The 15,652-nt window shown below is 65.4% G+C and carries 17 protein-coding genes; 4 read left to right on the top strand and 13 right to left on the bottom strand.

Going from position 1 to position 15,652, the window contains the following annotated elements:
• Positions 1-12: 12 nt before the first annotated feature.
• Genes ACPJW8_RS06260 through glp form a run of 4 tightly spaced genes read right to left on the bottom strand, consistent with a single transcriptional unit; the run spans position 13 to position 2,738 of the window.
• On the bottom strand, positions 13-471 hold the full coding sequence (locus ACPJW8_RS06260; protein ID WP_330186944.1) for a molybdenum cofactor biosynthesis protein MoaE: 459 nt from the start codon (positions 469-471) through the stop codon (positions 13-15).
• Positions 461-1,018, bottom strand: a complete 558-nt coding sequence (locus ACPJW8_RS06255) for a MogA/MoaB family molybdenum cofactor biosynthesis protein (RefSeq protein WP_330186943.1) — start codon at positions 1,016-1,018, stop codon at positions 461-463. Before ACPJW8_RS06255 ends, ACPJW8_RS06260 begins: the two co-directional genes overlap by 11 nt.
• A complete protein-coding gene (gene moaC / locus ACPJW8_RS06250; RefSeq protein ID WP_330186942.1) occupies positions 1,015-1,518 on the bottom strand; it encodes a cyclic pyranopterin monophosphate synthase MoaC in 504 nt (167 codons plus the stop codon). Before moaC ends, ACPJW8_RS06255 begins: the two co-directional genes overlap by 4 nt.
• Positions 1,506-2,738: a gephyrin-like molybdotransferase Glp gene (glp, locus tag ACPJW8_RS06245; RefSeq protein WP_330186941.1), complete on the bottom strand. Its 1,233-nt coding sequence runs from the start codon at positions 2,736-2,738 to the stop codon at positions 1,506-1,508. The genes moaC and glp overlap by 13 nt, the downstream gene beginning before the upstream one ends.
• A 126-nt stretch (positions 2,739-2,864) precedes the next feature.
• Between glp and moaA the strand changes: the two genes are divergently transcribed.
• From moaA to ACPJW8_RS06230, 3 genes are all read left to right on the top strand, one after another.
• Positions 2,865-4,025, top strand: coding sequence for a GTP 3',8-cyclase MoaA (moaA, locus tag ACPJW8_RS06240; RefSeq protein ID WP_330186940.1), 1,161 nt, complete (start codon positions 2,865-2,867; stop codon positions 4,023-4,025).
• A gap of 5 nt (positions 4,026-4,030) precedes the next feature.
• A complete protein-coding gene (locus ACPJW8_RS06235; protein ID WP_330186939.1) occupies positions 4,031-4,297 on the top strand; it encodes a MoaD/ThiS family protein in 267 nt (88 codons plus the stop codon).
• A 175-nt stretch (positions 4,298-4,472) separates the two neighbouring features.
• Positions 4,473-6,068 carry an ABC-F family ATP-binding cassette domain-containing protein gene (locus ACPJW8_RS06230; RefSeq protein ID WP_330186938.1) on the top strand — a complete coding sequence of 532 codons (1,596 nt, stop codon included), beginning with the start codon at positions 4,473-4,475 and terminating at the stop codon, positions 6,066-6,068.
• 14 nt (positions 6,069-6,082) lie between these two features.
• Here the strand turns inward: ACPJW8_RS06230 and ACPJW8_RS06225 are convergent, their stop codons facing one another.
• The 7 genes from ACPJW8_RS06225 to truB all read right to left on the bottom strand — a co-directional run bounded on the left by ACPJW8_RS06225 (position 6,083) and on the right by truB (position 13,314).
• The gene (locus ACPJW8_RS06225; RefSeq protein WP_330186937.1) at positions 6,083-7,426 is read right to left on the bottom strand and encodes a pitrilysin family protein; all 1,344 of its coding nucleotides are present in this window, start codon (positions 7,424-7,426) and stop codon (positions 6,083-6,085) included.
• Positions 7,427-7,538: 112 nt separating this feature from the next.
• Positions 7,539-9,803: a polyribonucleotide nucleotidyltransferase gene (locus tag ACPJW8_RS06220; protein ID WP_330187036.1), complete on the bottom strand. Its 2,265-nt coding sequence runs from the start codon at positions 9,801-9,803 to the stop codon at positions 7,539-7,541.
• A 245-nt stretch (positions 9,804-10,048) separates the two neighbouring features.
• Positions 10,049-10,318: a 30S ribosomal protein S15 gene (gene rpsO / locus ACPJW8_RS06215; protein WP_330186936.1), complete on the bottom strand. Its 270-nt coding sequence runs from the start codon at positions 10,316-10,318 to the stop codon at positions 10,049-10,051.
• Between the two features lie 222 nt (positions 10,319-10,540).
• Entirely contained in the window at positions 10,541-11,536 is a 996-nt protein-coding gene (locus tag ACPJW8_RS06210; RefSeq protein ID WP_330187035.1) for a bifunctional riboflavin kinase/FAD synthetase, read from the bottom strand.
• Positions 11,537-11,591: 55 nt separating this feature from the next.
• Positions 11,592-12,035 carry a hypothetical protein gene (locus ACPJW8_RS06205; RefSeq protein WP_425256425.1) on the bottom strand — a complete coding sequence of 148 codons (444 nt, stop codon included), beginning with the start codon at positions 12,033-12,035 and terminating at the stop codon, positions 11,592-11,594.
• A 2-nt stretch (positions 12,036-12,037) separates the two neighbouring features.
• Positions 12,038-12,391 carry a hypothetical protein gene (locus ACPJW8_RS06200; RefSeq protein ID WP_330186934.1) on the bottom strand — a complete coding sequence of 118 codons (354 nt, stop codon included), beginning with the start codon at positions 12,389-12,391 and terminating at the stop codon, positions 12,038-12,040.
• A complete protein-coding gene (gene truB, locus ACPJW8_RS06195; protein WP_330186933.1) occupies positions 12,391-13,314 on the bottom strand; it encodes a tRNA pseudouridine(55) synthase TruB in 924 nt (307 codons plus the stop codon). Before truB ends, ACPJW8_RS06200 begins: the two co-directional genes overlap by 1 nt.
• Positions 13,315-13,371: 57 nt before the next feature.
• On the opposite strand from truB, the gene ACPJW8_RS06190 reads away from it, so the two are divergent.
• The gene (locus ACPJW8_RS06190; protein ID WP_330186932.1) at positions 13,372-14,559 is read left to right on the top strand and encodes a pyridoxal phosphate-dependent aminotransferase; all 1,188 of its coding nucleotides are present in this window, start codon (positions 13,372-13,374) and stop codon (positions 14,557-14,559) included.
• A 12-nt stretch (positions 14,560-14,571) separates the two neighbouring features.
• Here the strand turns inward: ACPJW8_RS06190 and ACPJW8_RS06185 are convergent, their stop codons facing one another.
• Together ACPJW8_RS06185 and rbfA are read right to left on the bottom strand one after the other, a co-directional pair.
• The gene (locus tag ACPJW8_RS06185) at positions 14,572-15,057 is read right to left on the bottom strand and encodes a nucleoside deaminase (protein ID WP_330186931.1); all 486 of its coding nucleotides are present in this window, start codon (positions 15,055-15,057) and stop codon (positions 14,572-14,574) included.
• 89 nt (positions 15,058-15,146) lie between these two features.
• A complete protein-coding gene (gene rbfA, locus ACPJW8_RS06180; RefSeq protein WP_330186930.1) occupies positions 15,147-15,620 on the bottom strand; it encodes a 30S ribosome-binding factor RbfA in 474 nt (157 codons plus the stop codon).
• Positions 15,621-15,652 lie beyond the last annotated feature (32 nt).

Here is a 15,652-nt window from a genome sequence, read left to right as displayed (position 1 = left end):
AGCCTACAGTTGCTACCCGCCGGCCCCGACCCACTCCACGGTGCCGTCGGAGAAGAACTGTTCCTTCCAGATGGGCACCTGTTCCTTGATCCTGTCCACCAGTTCCGAACACAACGCGAACGCCTGGCCACGGTGCGCGGCGGCGACGGCGCACACCAGCGCGGGGTCTCCGATCTCCAGCGGACCCGTGCGGTGTGCTGCCCAGATCCGGACCGTCGCCTCTCCGGGGTCCCCGGCATGTTCGGCGAGCAGTGTTGCCACCACGTCCGCCAACACCTGTTCCGCGCTGGGGTGGGCCGTGTAGCTCAGCCGCTGCACGGACTTGCCGCCATCGTGGTTGCGGACCACACCGCTGAAGCTCACCACCGCACCTGCGGTATCGGACTCAACGGCGGCGATGGCCTGGTCCACGGAAATGGGGGCGTCGCTCAGAACTGCAGCGACGACGTCGAACCTTGCCTCAGTGCCCATGTCCACCTGCCAGCTGTTCGCAGACGTGCCCGATCACGGGATCCAGGACGGACAGGCCGTCCATCACGCCGTGGGGCGATCCCGGCAGGTTCACGATGAACGTTGTGCCCGCAGCGCCTGCATAACCGCGGCTGAGAGCGGCCAGCGGGGTTTTGGCCGCACCCGCGCGGCGGATCGCTTCCATGATGCCGGGAACCTCACGGTCCAGAAGCGGCAAGGTGACCTCCGGGGTGCGGTCATCCGCGCTCAGCCCGGTACCGCCGCTGGTAATGATGACGGCCGGATCCAGCATCAGCAGCGCACGGATGGCTGCTCCTACGGCATCGCCGTCCGGCACCACCACGGCCGGGAGGGTTTCGAAACCGTGCTCCGTCAGCCAATCGCTGATGACCGGCCCTGTCTCGTCCTTGTAGGCACCCGCTGCGGCCCGGGTGGAGGCAATAACGACGCCGGCCTTGCCGCCTACGGGACCGTGCTGGTGCACCGGCGCGGTCTTCGTTTCACCGCCGGTGTTGATCCCGTTGCCCGTGTTTGTTTCGTTGCTCATACTGTCCAGTCCCCACTCTTGCCGCCGCTCTTGGCGAGCACGCGGATATCAGTCAGGACGGCGTGCTTGTCCACCGCCTTGATCATGTCGTACACGCTGAGGGCGGCCACGCTGACCGCGGTCAGGGCCTCCATCTCGACGCCTGTCACTCCCCGGGTCCGCACATTGGCCAGGATCCCGACACTGTCCTCGTGGAGTTCGAAGTCGATGGTGATCTTCGACAACGGCAACGGATGGCACAGCGGAATGAGCTCCGGCGTCTTCTTGGCGGCCAGGATCCCTGCGATCCGGGCCACGGACAGCGCGTCACCCTTGGGCAGACCGCCGCTGCCCAGCAGGGCAAGCACCTCTGCGGTGCTGCGGACCGTGGCGGTGGCCGTGGCCTCGCGGGTGGTTTCGGGTTTGCCTGACACATCCACCATGTGGGCGGTGCCGTCCTGGCGCAGATGCGTGAGGACTTTTTGCTGATCGGCGTTTGGTTCAGAAGTCACAACATCCATACTTCCACTTCCTGGCCCGCGGTGAGAGCCTCAATGCCGGCGGGTACGTGCACCAGCGCGTTGGATAGGGCCAGCGAGTGCACCAGGTGGGAGCCTTCGCCGCCTTCGAGCCGCACCGTTCCGTCCGGCGCCAGGGTGCCCCGGCGGACCTGGTGCCTGCCGGCGGGAGACGCCAGGTCGGCCGCCAGCCGTGCCCGGACAGCGGGCCGTGGCTGCGGCGCGCCAAGCAGCTCAGACAATACCGGGCGCAGGAACATCTCGAAGGACACCAGCGAGCTGACCGGGTTGCCCGGGAAGCCCAGGAACGGGATTCCGTGGACCGTGCCGATCCCCTGTGGGCCGCCAGGCTGCATGCTGACGTGGCCAAAGGTGACGGGGTGGTCCGCCAGCGCCTGCCGGACCACCTCATACGCGCCCTTGCTGACGCCACCTGACGTAACAATCACGTCGACGCTGTCCCGGTGTTCCATCAGGATTTCTTCCAGCCGGCCGGGCTGGTCCCTGACGATCCCCGGATGGATGACGCGCAGGCCCGCCTGCTGCATGGCCGCTGACAGGAGCGTGGCATTGGCATCGTAGATCCGCCCCGGAGCCAGTGCGTGGCCCGGTTCCACCACCTCGTCGCCTGTAGTGATCAACAGGACGGTCAGGGCCCTGTGGACCGCGACGTCCGTTATTCCCAAGGCGGCCAGCAGCCCCAGTTGCCTCGGGCCAAGGAAGGTTCCGGCCGCAAGCGCCAGCTGCCCTGCCCTGATATCGCTGCCTGCCGGCCTGACATACGTGCCCGGCGCGGTAGCAGGCAGGCGGACGGTGGCATCGGCGCCCGGGGCAGGGAAAGAGTCAGGTTCCGCCCGCTCTACAGGCACGACGGCGTCGGCACCATCCGGGAGCATGGCTCCGGTCATGATCGGGGCGGCTGTGCCGGGCTCCAGCGGTGCGGGAGCCGACCCCGCCGGAATGGCCGCTGAGACCCGAAGAAGAGCCCCGTCGTCGGGAATGTCCTTGCTGGAGACGGCAAATCCGTCCATCTGCGAGTTGCCAAAGGGCGGCAGGTCCACCGGGGCCAGGACATCAGCGGCCAGGCCCCTGCCCAGGGCGTCGGCCAGCTTCACCTGTTCCGGCTGCCGGCCGGCCACCAGCGGCGCAAGCAACCGGCGCACCTCTTCCCGGTGCAGGGCAGGAGTGGAAGCCTGGTGGTGCTGGTGCGAAGGGCTGTGCATGCGGGCCTTCCAGTGCTGGGCTTGGTTCTCACGGCCGTAGCTTCCGGCTGTGCATCAGCACCAACTGTAACCGTGCCATTACGGACCGGAGGTGATGCTTTCACCAACGTGGCGTAGCCTGAATTTATGACTGTTCAGCTGGGGATGCCGCAACCACGGGAAGGCGGTCCGGCGCTGCCGGACGCCGGAATGCCCGGGGTTCCGCCGCGCCGCCCCTCGGACGCGCCTGCCGGGCTCGTGGACCGTTATGGCCGCAGGGCAACGGACATGCGGCTGTCCCTGACGGACAAATGCAACCTCCGCTGCACCTACTGCATGCCCGCGGAGGGCCTGGAATGGCTTTCCAAGCAGGCCGTGATGACGGCCGCCGAAATCGAACGCATCGTCCGGATCGGCGTGGAGCAGCTGGGCGTCCGGGAGCTTCGCCTCACCGGCGGCGAGCCTCTGGTCCGCGCGGACCTGGTGGAGATCATCGCCGCCATCCGGCGCAACCACCCGCAGCTGCCCATCTCGCTGACCACCAACGGTGTGGGCCTGGACCGAAAGGCGGCCGCCCTGAAGGCTGCCGGCCTGACCCGCATCAACGTTTCCATGGATTCACTGCACGAGGAAACGTTCACCCAACTGACCCGGCGCCCGTTCCTGGACCGGGTCCTTGCGGGCATTGACGCTGCCCGCGACGCCGGGCTGGGTCCGGTGAAGATCAACGCGGTCCTGATGCGGGGCATCAACGACCACGAGGCACCATCCCTGCTGGCGTGGGCCGTGGACCGCGGCTACGAGCTGCGCTTCATCGAACAGATGCCGCTGGATGCTGACCATGGCTGGACCCGCCGGGACATGATTACGGCTGCAGAGATCCGGGACCTGCTGTCCACCGAATTTGTGTTGAGCCCCGATCCCCGTGCCCGCGACGGCGCCCCTGCCGAGCGTTTTGAAGTCCGACGCCGGTTGGGTCCGGATTCCGGATCCAACGCCGGATCGGGCCTGCTGTCCGGACCCCTGCCGGGTACGGTAGGCATCATCGCCTCGGTAACGGAGCCGTTCTGTGCGGACTGCCGGCGTACCCGGATCACCGCAGAGGGCAAGATCATGAGCTGCCTGTTCTCCCGCGAGGAGTTTGACCTGTTGGGCCTGCTCCGCGAAGGCGCGGAAGACGACGAACTGGCCCGCCGCTGGCAGGACGCCATGTGGGTTAAGCCCAAGGCACACGGAATGGACCACGTTGGCCTGGACGCACCCGACTTCGTCCAGCCGGACCGCAGCATGAGCGCCATCGGAGGCTGAACTTCTTGAACGTACGCTACTTCGCTGCCGCGCGCGCCGCGGCCGGCGCCGATGAGGAACGCTTCGACCTGCCCGAAGGCACCACCCTCGAAGGCCTGCTCGCCGCCGTCGCCGCTGTGGAACGGGCGGAACCGCCTGCCGGAACCCCGCCGCTCCCCCGGATCCTGTCCCGCAGCAGCTTCCTGCTCAACGGAGTGGCCGCGCGGAATCCATCAGCGGTCCTGGACCAGGACGACGTCGTTGACGTGCTGCCCCCGTTCGCCGGCGGGTAAGTTACTCCAGGACTGACAAAGGCGGGGTGGCACCATCTCCGGTATCGCCCCGTGTCAGCCACGGCCACGTTGGTCCGGCCACCAGTAGAATTGGCTGCGGCCGCCCGGCCACAGGACGCTACTGCCACGCGAGGCATTGCGGATCCACATCCATCCCGTGATAGGACCCCACCTCATGAGCTTGATCCGGCTGAACGACGTCAGTGTCCGTTTCGACAACGTGCAAGTACTCCGTGAGGCGTTCTTCCGGCTGGACGCTGGCGACAGGGTGGGCCTGATCGGCAAAAACGGCTCGGGCAAGTCCACCCTCCTGAAGCTGGTCCTGGATCAGGTGTCCCCGGATTCGGGGACCGTCACGCTCGAAGCGGGCATCCGGGTGGGCTACTTCTCCCAGTTCTCCGAACTCGACGGCAAAGCCACGATCCTCGAAGTGCTGAACGGACTGTTTGAAGCCATCAAGGCCATCGAAGCCGAACTCGCGGAGATCGACGCGGCCATCGCCGCCGAGCTCTCAGATCCTGACGAACTCGACCGCCTGATCCATCGGCAGTCCGCACTGTTCGAAGATATGGACCGCCTGGACGGATGGGATTATCCCCGCACCATTGACAAGGTGCTGACCACGCTGGGCTTCAATGAAGCCCAGCGTGCCTGCGCGATCGATGACCTGTCCGGCGGCTGGCGCAACCGTGCGGCCCTGGCCAAGATCCTGCTGGAGGCCCCGGACGTGTTGCTTCTGGATGAGCCCACCAACTATCTGGACGTAGCCGGCGTCGAATGGCTTGAGGGCTGGTTCCGCTCCTTCAACGGCGCTGCGATCATCGTCTCGCACGACCGGCAGTTCCTCGACGCGGTGGTGACCCGGATCGTGGAGGTGGAGAACTTTCACCTCCACGAGTACCCGGGGAGCTACGCCGCCTACGTCACGGCAAAGCACTTCCGGCTCAAAACCCTGGAAAGCCAGTTTTTGCATGAGGCCGAACTCCTGGCCTTCGAGGCCGAGGGCATTTCGGACCGGCGCGAAGCAGCCAAGGCGGCCGGCAATGGGCTGGGAAGCCAGCTGGCAAAGATCAAGAAGTCCCGTGCGCCACGTCCGGTAGACCAGATCATCACCGAAATCTACGGCAGCCTGCACGTCAAGGACGTTCTGTGCCGCGTGGAGGACCTCGGCAAGTCCTACGGCGACCGGGCCCTGTTCAGCGGGCTGAGCTTCGAGATCCGCCGGGGAAACCGGATCGTGGTCCTCGGCTCCAACGGCAGCGGGAAGTCAACCCTGCTACGTACGCTGACCGGGGAAGAAGCCGCGGACGCCGGGACCGTGGCCTGGGCCAAGGGCGCCGGAGTGGTCTCTTACAACCGGATCCTCGATGAACTCGACGCCGGGGACACGGTATCGCACGCAGTCAACGCCATGCCGGGCAGCCTGGCCCTGACGGCCACCAGGAAGTCCGTGAACCGGTTCCTGGCGATGTTCCAGTTCTCCGAAGCCGATCTCAAACAGCGGATCGGTAACCTCTCCGGCGGGCAACGGGCCCGAGTGGCCCTGGCACAGTGCCTGCTGTCCGGTGCATCCGTGCTCATCCTGGACGAACCCACCAACCACCTGGACGTCTCCAGCACCCAGGTCATGGAGCGTGCGCTGTTCCACTTCCCCGGCGCCGTTGTGGTGGTCAGCCATGACCGGTTCTTCACGGACACCATCGCCAACAAGAGGCTGGTCTTTGGCAGCGACGCCAGCAACCCGGCAGAAGTCGAGATCCAGGCAGCCTAGCGGTACTGCGCAGGTCAGAGTCCGAAGGTCTCGTTTTCCTCAAACGGGCCCACCACTGTGACGGTACGTGGCGCAGCGGCCAGTTCCTTGGCCAGTTCCTGGACCTGCTCCGCCGTGACTGCCTTGATAAGCCGCAGGGTCTCGTCGATGTCCTGGTATTCGCCGGAGACCAGTTCGGCCCGGCCCAGCCGGGACATCCTTGAACCGGTGTCCTCCAGCGCAAGGACAATCCCGCCGCAGAGCTGGCCCACGGCCTTGCGGAGTTCCTCTTCAGTAATGCCGTCTGCCGCAAGCTTGTCCAGCTCGATCCCCAGCAGTTGCAGGACCTGCTGGACCTTGGACGGGGTGCAGCCCGCGTACATGCCGAAGTAGCCGGCGTCGGCGTAGGACGAAGCAAACGAATACGTGGAGTAGACCAGTCCGCGCTTCTCACGCACCTCCTGGAACAACCGGGAGGACATGCCGCCTCCCAGGACGGCGTTGAGCACGCTCATCACAAACCGGCGCTCGTCCGTGGCCACGATCGTGGGGCAGCCCATGATGATGTTGGCCTGCTCCACGGCACGCTTGACCACCTTGAGGCCGGCGGTCCCGGTGATGGGAGCCGGCTCGGTGGAGCGGCGCGGGACGGGCGTGGCGTCGGCAGCCAGTGACCAGCCGGCGGATTCGAGGGCGTCGACCACCAGGCCGCACACAACGTCGTGGTCCAGCCCGCCTGCGGCCGTGACCACCAGCTCCTCCGGACGGTAATAGCGGCGGTAGTGCTCCCAGACAGAGTCCCGTGCCACTGCCCTGATGGCGGCCGGAGTGCCCCCGATGGGCCGGCCCAGCGGGTGTGCGCCCAGGACGTCGGCGACGAAATGTTCGTGGGCGACGTCCGTTGGGTCATCGCTGTCCATGGCGATCTCTTCGAGGATGACGTCCCGCTCCTGCTCCATCTCGGCAGGGTCCAGGACGGCTCCGGTGATCATGTCCGCAATGACGTCAATGGCCATGGGCAGGTCCGTGTCCAGGACCCGGGCGAAGTAGCAGGTGCTCTCCTTGGCGGTGGCCGCGTTGGATTCGCCGCCCACCTCATCAAAGGCCGAGGCGATCTCCAGTGCGGTACGCCGCTTGGTCCCCTTGAACAGCAGGTGCTCAAGGAAGTGCGTTGACCCGTGCTGGCCGTCCGCTTCGTCGCGGGAACCAACGCCTACCCAGAAACCGATGGTGGCCGAGCGCTGGCCGGGCATTGCCTCGGTGAGGACCCGCACGCCACCGGGCAGAACTGACCTCCGCACTTCGGCGCCGCCGTCGGATCCGTGCACCAGTGAGTCGATGGAATGGTTCTGCTCAAGCGGCAGGGGAACAACAGTCATTGAGGCCTTTCAGGTGCGGCAGCGGGATCTGGCTGCCATGGTAACAGCGGCGGGACCGGTGGAAATTCCACCGGTCCCGCCATTTGGGGTGTGCAGTCACACCCTGGTGCGACTACTCGGAGTCAGCGCCTTCAGCGGGCTCGGACGCGTGAACGCGTTCGGTGGCCGCCTCGGCACCTTCTTCTTCAGCCACAACCGGGGCGAGCGAGAGCTTTCCGCGGTCGTCGATCTTGGTGATTTCCACCTGGACCTTCTGGCCTACGGAGACGACGTCCTCGACGTTGTCCACGCGCTTGCCGTTGGCCAGCTTGCGCAGCTCGGAGATGTGCAGGAGGCCGTCCTTGCCCGGGGTCAGCGACACGAAGGCACCGAAGGTGGTGGTCTTGACGACCGTACCCAGGTAGCGCTCGCCGATTTCCGGGACCTGCGGGTTCGCGATGGCGTTGATGGCGGAGCGTGCTGCGTCTGCAGACGGACCGTTGGTGGCGCCAATGTAGACGGTGCCGTCATCTTCGATGGAGATGTCAGCGCCGGTGTCTTCCTGGATCTGGTTGATCATCTTGCCCTTGGGGCCAATGACCTCGCCGATCTTGTCCACGGGGATCTTCACGGCGATGACGCGCGGTGCGAACTCGGAGAGCTCGTCCGGGGTGTCGATAGCCGAGTTGAGGACCTCGAGGATGTGCAGGCGGGCTTCGCGGGCCTGCTTCAGTGCTGCTGCCAGGACCGAGGCGGGGATGCCGTCGAGCTTGGTGTCCAGCTGGATGGCCGTAACGAACTCGGAGGTGCCGGCAACCTTGAAGTCCATGTCGCCGAAGGCATCTTCGGCGCCGAGGATGTCAGTCAGTGCTGCGTAGCGGGTCTGGCCGTCAACCTGGTCGGAGACCAGGCCCATGGCGATACCGGCGACGGGGGCCTTCAGGGGCACACCGGCGTTCAGCAGCGACAGGGTGGAGGCGCAGACGGAACCCATCGACGTCGAACCGTTGGAGCTGAGTGCTTCAGACACCTGGCGGATGGCGTAGGGGAATTCCTCGCGGGACGGCAGCACGGGGACGATGGCACGTTCTGCCAGCGCGCCGTGGCCGATTTCGCGGCGCTTCGGGGAACCGACGCGGCCGGTCTCGCCGGTGGAGTACGGCGGGAAGTTGTAGTTGTGCATGTAGCGCTTGCGCGTTACCGGCGACAGCGAATCGATCTGCTGTTCCATCTTGAGCATGTTCAGCGTGGTGACACCCATGATCTGGGTCTCGCCGCGTTCGAAGATGGCCGAGCCGTGCACGCGGGGCAGGACCTCAACCTCGGCGGTGAGCTGGCGGATGTCCGTCAGGCCACGGCCGTCGATGCGGACCTGGTCCTTGAGGATGCGCTGGCGCACAACCTGCTTGGTGACCGAGCGGAATGCTGCGGACAGCTCCTTCTCGCGGCCTTCGAACTGGGCGGCCAGGGAAGAGGTGACCTCGTCCTTGAGCGCGTCGGAAGCGTCGTTGCGCTCCGTCTTGTCAGCGATCTGGAAGACGGCAGCCAGCTTGTCGGCTGCAGCAGCTTCGACGGCTGCGTAGACGTCGTCCTCGTAGTCCAGGAAGACCGGGAACTCAACGGTGGGCTTGGCCGCGCGGGAAGCGAGGTCAGCCTGGGCGTCGCACAGGGCCTTGATGAAGGGCTTTGCGGCCTCGAGGCCCTCAGCCACAACCTCTTCGGTGGGGGCGGTGGCGCCCTGTTCCTTGATGAGGTTCCAGGAGTTGTCAGTGGCTTCGGCTTCCACCATCATGATGGCGACGTCATCGCCAGCCACACGGCCGGCAACAACCATGTTGAAAACCGAGTTCTCCAGCTGGGAGTGCTTCGGGAAGGCAACCCACTGCGAGCCGTTTTCGTCAGCAACCAGGGCAACGCGCACGCCGCCGATGGGGCCGGAGAACGGGAGGCCGGAAAGCTGGGTGGACATGGAGGAGGCGTTGATGGCCACAACGTCGTAGAGCTCGTCCGGGTTGATGGACAGAACGGTGACGACAATCTGGACCTCGTTGCGCAGGCCCTTGACGAACGCGGGGCGCAGCGGGCGGTCCATGAGGCGGCAGGCCAGGATCGCTTCGGTGGACGGGCGGCCTTCACGGCGGAAGAACGAACCCGGGATGCGGCCGGCAGCGTACATACGCTCTTCGACGTCGACCGTCAGCGGGAAGAAGTCGAAGCCTTCACGCGGGTGCTTGCCGGCGGTGGTTGCGGACAGCAGCGCGGTGTCATCGTCGATGTACACCATGGCTGCGCCGGCTGCCTGCTTGGCAAGACGGCCGGTTTCGAAGCGGATTACACGCTTGCCGAAGCGGCCATTGTCAATGACTGCTTCTGAGAACTGGATTTCGGGACCCTCCAAGAGAGTCACCTCCGTTTCTTGTTTCACGGAAGTCAGCCGCATCAACCCAGACCAGCATCTGTCTACTGGCCTGCACTGCACCCGGTCATCGATCGAGACCCACGGGCCGGGGCTTCTGTCAACGAAGCCGTTCCCGGGGATCACTACCGAGGACCGCGAATGCGTGATGCGGTTGATCCTCCTATTGAATTTTCATTTGAAGAAAGCGGCCCGTTCCGGGTGGGAACGGGCCGCTCCCGATACGACTAGCGGCGCAGGCCGAGGCGCTCGATGAGCGAACGGTAGCGTTCGATGTCGGTCTTCTTGAGGTAGCCAAGCATGCGCTTGCGACGACCAACCATGGCCAGCAGACCGCGCTGGGTGTGGAAGTCGTGCTTGTGCTCCTTCATGTGCTCAGTCAGATCCTTGATCCGCTGGGTCAGGACAGCAACCTGGACCTCGGGCGAACCGGTGTCGCCTTCAGACGTTGCGTATTCCTTGATGATGGACTGCTTTACAGCGGCGTCAAGTGCCACAATAACTCCTAGAGATGTGCCGTGTGGCCCGAAACAGCAGGTCACTGCCGGGTGATGCACGCGCCTGGACTGCCGGACAAACCGGGAGTGCCTGGACGCAGCAGGAACCAGCCGCCACGGACTGCAGCCGGATCCACCGATTAGTTTACCGGCACGCCCGCAATCTTGTCGAAACCGCCGGGGTCAGCGCTTCAGTTCAGCGCTTCAGTTCAGTGCTTCAGTTCAGTGCTTCAGTTTGGCGGTGGCCAGAATTTCGTGGGCCTGGACGACGTCCAGCTTCATCTGCTCCACGAGCGCCTCGGGTCCCGTGTACGCAACCATGCCCCGCAGCCGCTCCACGAACTCCACCACAACGCTTTGACCGTAGAGGTTGAAGTCCTCCACTGCTTCCTCGGGGCGGTCGATGACGTGAGCTTCCACCTGCCGGCTCACGCCGTCGAAGGTAGGGTTGGAGCCAACAGAAATTGCAGCAGGCCAACGGGTCCCCGCCTGGTCAACCAGCCAGCCGGCGTAAATGCCGTCCGCCGGTATAAAGCCGGTGGCGGAACCTGCGAGGTTTGCAGTGGGAAAACCCAGGGCGCGGCCGCGGGCAGCCCCGTGGACCACTTCGCCGCGCATCCGGTGCGGACGGCCCAGGACGGCAGCCGCGGTGGCCACGTCCCCGGCCTGCAGGGCTTCCCTCACCCAGGTGGAGGAACAGCGGCGGTCCGTGCCGTCGTCGTCGTGCAGCGGGTATCCCTCATAGCCGAACTCGCTGATCACCTGGACGTCGAACCCGAACTTCCTGCCCAGTTCCTTCATGGTGTCCAGGTCCCCGGAGTTCCCCCGGCCAAAGCGGGCGTCGTGCCCAATGACCACCTGGCGGGCGTGCAGGGTGTCCACCAGGTACTGGCCCACAAATTCCTCAGGGGTGAGGCTGGCGAGGTCCAGTGAGTACTTGACCACCAGGACGGCATCCAGGCCCAGTTCGCCGAGGGCCACGAGTTTGTCATCCAGGCCCATGATCATTTCCGGAGCGGATTCCGGCCGGTGGACAAACGCGGGGTGGGGATCGAACGTCACGGCGACTGCCCGTGAACCGCTGAGCCGAGCCGTCCGGATGAGTTCTGAGAGGACCTGCTGGTGGCCGCGGTGGACGCCGTCGAAGTTTCCGAAAGTCACTACGGAAGGGCCAAAGTCCGCCGGGACCTCGGACGGATCGTTCCAGATGTGGACCATCACCCTCGCCTTTACGCCTTCATTCGTTGACACTGCCGATATCTCGTTCAAAACCCTACCTTGAGGGGCGCCTGCGGTAGAGCCAGATCAGGCCAAGGATGGGCAGCAGCAGCGGGATGAAGGCGTATCCGCGGCCGAACAGGGACCAGACCGTCTCATGCGGGAACTGGACGGAGTCGAAAATGCTCAGCGCGCCCACCACAAGGACTCCCACAAGTTCCACCAGCACCGCGGCGACGGAGATCCTGAACCACGCAGGGCCTGGTTTGGCCAGTGAAACAGTGGCAATGATGTACACGACGGCGGCAAAAGCGGAGAGCAGGTACGCCAGCGGAGCTTCTTCGAACTTGGTGAGGATCTGGTAGCCGGCGCGCGCGGTGGCCGAGATGGCGAACACTGCGTAGACGGCGATCAGGAGCCGGCCGGGACCGGTGTTCCGGGTATCACTGACGCTTTCCACCAGGGTGTTTCCTTTTTCCACGTTGCCGTTCCGTTCCATTCTCAGTACCAGATCTGGTTCATGCGCGCCGCCATCACCAGGGCTGTAACCCCGACGGCGGCCAGCACGAAGTTGCTCCACCGGGTTCGCTCCAGGACTGACCAGTAGACGGCGGCGGGCGGCAGCATCAGGGCCGTGGCCAGGTAGCCCCAGAACTCCCAGGCTTCGCCGGCGATGGCCTCGCCCGCTATCACGCGGATGATGGAGCCCACGAGGTAGACCAGGAGCGCCACTTCCACCGCAATGACGGACAGGATGGTGACGTCGTTGGGGGCCTTCTTCAGGATTCCGGCACCCAGGCACAGCAGCGTGGAGGCCAGGCCCACCACCAGGATGATGTAGAAATACGCGTCCACTACTTCTCCACGGCTCCGGCCGTGTCCGGGGCGAAGACCAGGACGGGTTTGGCGGACGTACCGGAATCGGCCAGCAGGGCAACCAGTTGGCCGTCAGGAGCGAAAGCCGCGGCGGGACGGTCAACGGTGGCCGCCTCCAGCGTCCCGGCCCCAGGGCCTGCCGCAATGCGGCGGCCGAACGAAATTTCGCGGGTTTCCTCTTCGCTCAGTTCACGGTTGGGCATCAGGGCCCGCGCGGCCTGGGACATTTCCAGGACGTCCAGGTGCTCCGCCAGCTGTTCGAGCGTGTGCGCCTGGTCCAGCGAGTACGGCCCCACATGGGTACGGCGCAGCGCCGTGAGGTGGCCGCCTACTCCCAGGCCTGCGCCGAGGTCCCGGGCCAGGGCCCTGATGTAGGTACCCGAAGAGCATTCGACGGTGACGTCCAGGTCAAGCGTCTGCTGGTCCGTGGAACGGCGGACGTCAGAAAGCTCAAAGCGGTGGATGGTGACGGGGCGGGCGGCGAGTTTGACCTCTTCACCGGAACGCACCCGGGCGTAGGCGCGTTCGCCGTTGACCTTGATGGCGCTGACACTGCTGGGAACCTGCTGGATCTCCCCCGTCAGCGCGGCAATCCCGGCCCGGACCGCGGCGTCCTCAACCCCGGCGGCGCTGACGGTGCTGACTACCTCGCCCTCGGCGTCGTCAGTGATGGTGGACTGCCCCAGGCGGATGGTGGCCGTATAGGTCTTTGAGGTGCCCACAATGTAGGTGAGCAGGCGCGTGGCCTTGTTGATCCCTACCACCAGGACGCCTGTAGCCATGGGGTCCAGCGTGCCGGCGTGGCCCACTTTCCGGGTACCGGCGAGCCGCCGCATCCGGCCAACCACATCATGGCTGGTCCATCCCTGCGGTTTGTCCACTATCACCAGTCCAGAAAGCACGCCTCCCAGTATATCCGCGCCGGAACAGGCGTCCGCCGCACGGCTAGGATGGCTCCCATGCCCCAGCTCTCCGCCGCCGCAACCAGCCTGCCAGCCAACCAGATCCGCGAAATCACCGAGCAGGCCTGGCGGACGCCGGGCGCGATAGTCCTCAGCATCGGCGAGCCGGGCTTTCCACTGCCCCGCCATGTGCTGGATGCCGGCATCGCGTGCCTGGACAGGGATGAGACCAACTACACACCCAACGCCGGGCTGCCCGCGCTGCGCGAAGCCTTCGCTGCCCGGTTCCGTGAACGCACGGGTACCGGTGATGCTGCGGCCACCGGTGAAGTCTCCAGCAGCATCGGGGCGGACCGCGTTTATGTGGTGGACGGAGCCCAGCAGGGCCTGCATTTCGCGATGAGCCTGCTGCTGGCACCGGGCGACGAGGTCTTGATCCCCAATCCCGGCTACCCCACGTTCACCATGACCGCCAGCCTGCTGCACGCCGTCCCCGTGAGGTATCCGCTCTACCCCGCCCATGGATTCCAGCCGAGGATCAGCGACCTTGAGGAACTGATCACCGAACGCACGCGGGTGCTGGTGCTGAACTCCCCATCCAATCCGCTCGGTGCCGTGTTCAGCGCCGATCTGACGCGCGAGCTGGTGGAACTGGCCCGCCGGCACGATCTCTGGATCATCTCGGATGAGTGCTACGAGGCCTTTACCTACGACGTGCCGCATGTCAGTCCCGCGGTCTTCGACAGCGACGTCCCGGGCGAGGCGCGGGTCTTCACGTCCCTGACCCTGTCCAAGACCTACGGCCTCACGGGCCTGCGGATCGGCGCACTGATTTGCCCTCCCGGGCTGGAAACGGTGATGAACAACGCCATGGAGGCCATTGTGTCCTGTGTGGCCTCCACGTCGCAGTACGCGGCCCTGGCTGCGCTGACCGGACCGCAGGACTACGTTTCCCATGCGGGCGCACATTACCGGGCCAACAGGGACGCTGCCTCGGCCGTGCTGGACACCCTGAACATCCCCTACCTGAGTGCGCAGGGTGCGTTCTACCTGTGGGCTGACGTCTCCCACGCCAGCGGTGGCGACGTCCGCGCCTGGACGCACAGGCTCCTGGCGGACTCAGGCGTTGCGGTAGCCCCCGGGACCGCTTTCGGTTCCATCGGCGAGGGCTGGGTGCGGATTGCGCTGTGCGGGAGCCGGCAGGAACTGCTCGACGGCGTCAGCCGGCTGCCAGCGAGGGCGTAGCAGGCTGCCGGTTCAGTAATCGGTGCGCGAAGGGTTGCCGCGCCAGGCGTCAAACGGAAGGTCCGACGTCGGAAGTTCCTTGTGTGCCACGGGCAACAGTTCCGGACGCGTTCCGTCAAAGTATTCGTAGAAGACTGCATCATCGAATCCGGCTGCTGCTGCCCCGTGCCTGTCCGCCGCGTAGTACACGCGGTCGATGCGGGCCCAAAGGGCGGAGGCCAGGCACAGCGGGCACGGCTCGCAGCTGGTGTACAGGACCGAGCCCCTAAGGTCGAAACTGGCGATCCCTGACGCTGCTGCCCTGATGGCCACCACCTCCGCGTGGGCGGTGGGATCGTTGTCCAGCGTGACCCGGTTTGTCCCTTCAAAGGAACGCCCGTCAGCGGTGACCACCAGCGCGCCGAAGGGACCGCCGCCGTGGGCCACGTTCTGCACGGCAAGCGCCACGGCATGTTCCAGGTAGCGCCTGACGTGGTCCTGATCATCCGCTTGGCTCATGGCTAAATCCTAGCCACGGAATGCCACCGGAGACAGGAAAGCCCGGACCGCGCATTGCGGTCCGGGCTTTCCTGCAGGTTCAGCGGCTGCTACTTCCGGCCGGCTTCTTCTTCGAGGTCGTCTTCGTCAGTGTCCTCTTCGTCGGAGTCACCGGTGCGGTACGGATCGGGATCGCCTGCGTGCTTGGCCTTCTCGGCCAGCGCAGCAACCTCCGCGTCACGCTTCTTGGCTTCACGGAGCAGCTCTTCGAGGTTGGAGGCAACCTCGGGAATCCGGTCCGCAACGAACTCAAGCGTGGGGGTCAGCCGGACTGTGATGTTCCGGCCCACTTCCTGCCGAAGGATGCCCTTTGCCTTTTCCAGACCCTTGGCAGCGTCCAGCTGGACGGCCTGGTCGCCAAAAACGGTGTAGTAGATGGTGGCGTGCTGAAGATCGTTCGTGACGCGGGCATCGGTAACAGTGATGCCCTCCAGCCGGGGATCCTTAACCTTCCGGCCCAAAGCCTCGGCAACAACGACCTTAATGCGCTGCGCCAGTTTGGCAGCCCGTGCGGGATCAGCCATGACATCCTCCTGGATAGAAATAACAAGTATGG

The sequence above is a fragment of the Pseudarthrobacter sp. J47 genome (assembly GCF_049810315.1).
Lineage (GTDB): Bacteria > Actinomycetota > Actinomycetes > Actinomycetales > Micrococcaceae > Arthrobacter.
Note: the sequence above shows the minus strand (reverse complement) of the source record. Positions and strands in the feature narration are given on the sequence as shown.

What these genes read in the sequence shown, in the direction of transcription:
- ACPJW8_RS06260 (WP_330186944.1), bottom strand. Translation starts at nt 471, where the DNA reads ATGGGCACTGAGGCAAGGTTCGACGTCGTCGCTGCAGTTCTGAGCGAC.
- ACPJW8_RS06255 (WP_330186943.1), bottom strand. Translation starts at nt 1,018, where the DNA reads ATGAGCAACGAAACAAACACGGGCAACGGGATCAACACCGGCGGTGAA.
- moaC (WP_330186942.1), bottom strand. Translation starts at nt 1,518, where the DNA reads ATGGATGTTGTGACTTCTGAACCAAACGCCGATCAGCAAAAAGTCCTC.
- glp (WP_330186941.1), bottom strand. Translation starts at nt 2,738, where the DNA reads ATGCACAGCCCTTCGCACCAGCACCACCAGGCTTCCACTCCTGCCCTG.
- moaA (WP_330186940.1), top strand. Translation starts at nt 2,865, where the DNA reads ATGACTGTTCAGCTGGGGATGCCGCAACCACGGGAAGGCGGTCCGGCG.
- ACPJW8_RS06230 (WP_330186938.1), top strand. Translation starts at nt 4,473, where the DNA reads ATGAGCTTGATCCGGCTGAACGACGTCAGTGTCCGTTTCGACAACGTG.
- ACPJW8_RS06225 (WP_330186937.1), bottom strand. Translation starts at nt 7,426, where the DNA reads ATGACTGTTGTTCCCCTGCCGCTTGAGCAGAACCATTCCATCGACTCA.
- ACPJW8_RS06210 (WP_330187035.1), bottom strand. Translation starts at nt 11,536, where the DNA reads ATGGTCCACATCTGGAACGATCCGTCCGAGGTCCCGGCGGACTTTGGC.
- ACPJW8_RS06205 (WP_425256425.1), bottom strand. Translation starts at nt 12,035, where the DNA reads ATGGAACGGAACGGCAACGTGGAAAAAGGAAACACCCTGGTGGAAAGC.
- ACPJW8_RS06190 (WP_330186932.1), top strand. Translation starts at nt 13,372, where the DNA reads ATGCCCCAGCTCTCCGCCGCCGCAACCAGCCTGCCAGCCAACCAGATC.
- ACPJW8_RS06185 (WP_330186931.1), bottom strand. Translation starts at nt 15,057, where the DNA reads ATGAGCCAAGCGGATGATCAGGACCACGTCAGGCGCTACCTGGAACAT.
- rbfA (WP_330186930.1), bottom strand. Translation starts at nt 15,620, where the DNA reads ATGGCTGATCCCGCACGGGCTGCCAAACTGGCGCAGCGCATTAAGGTC.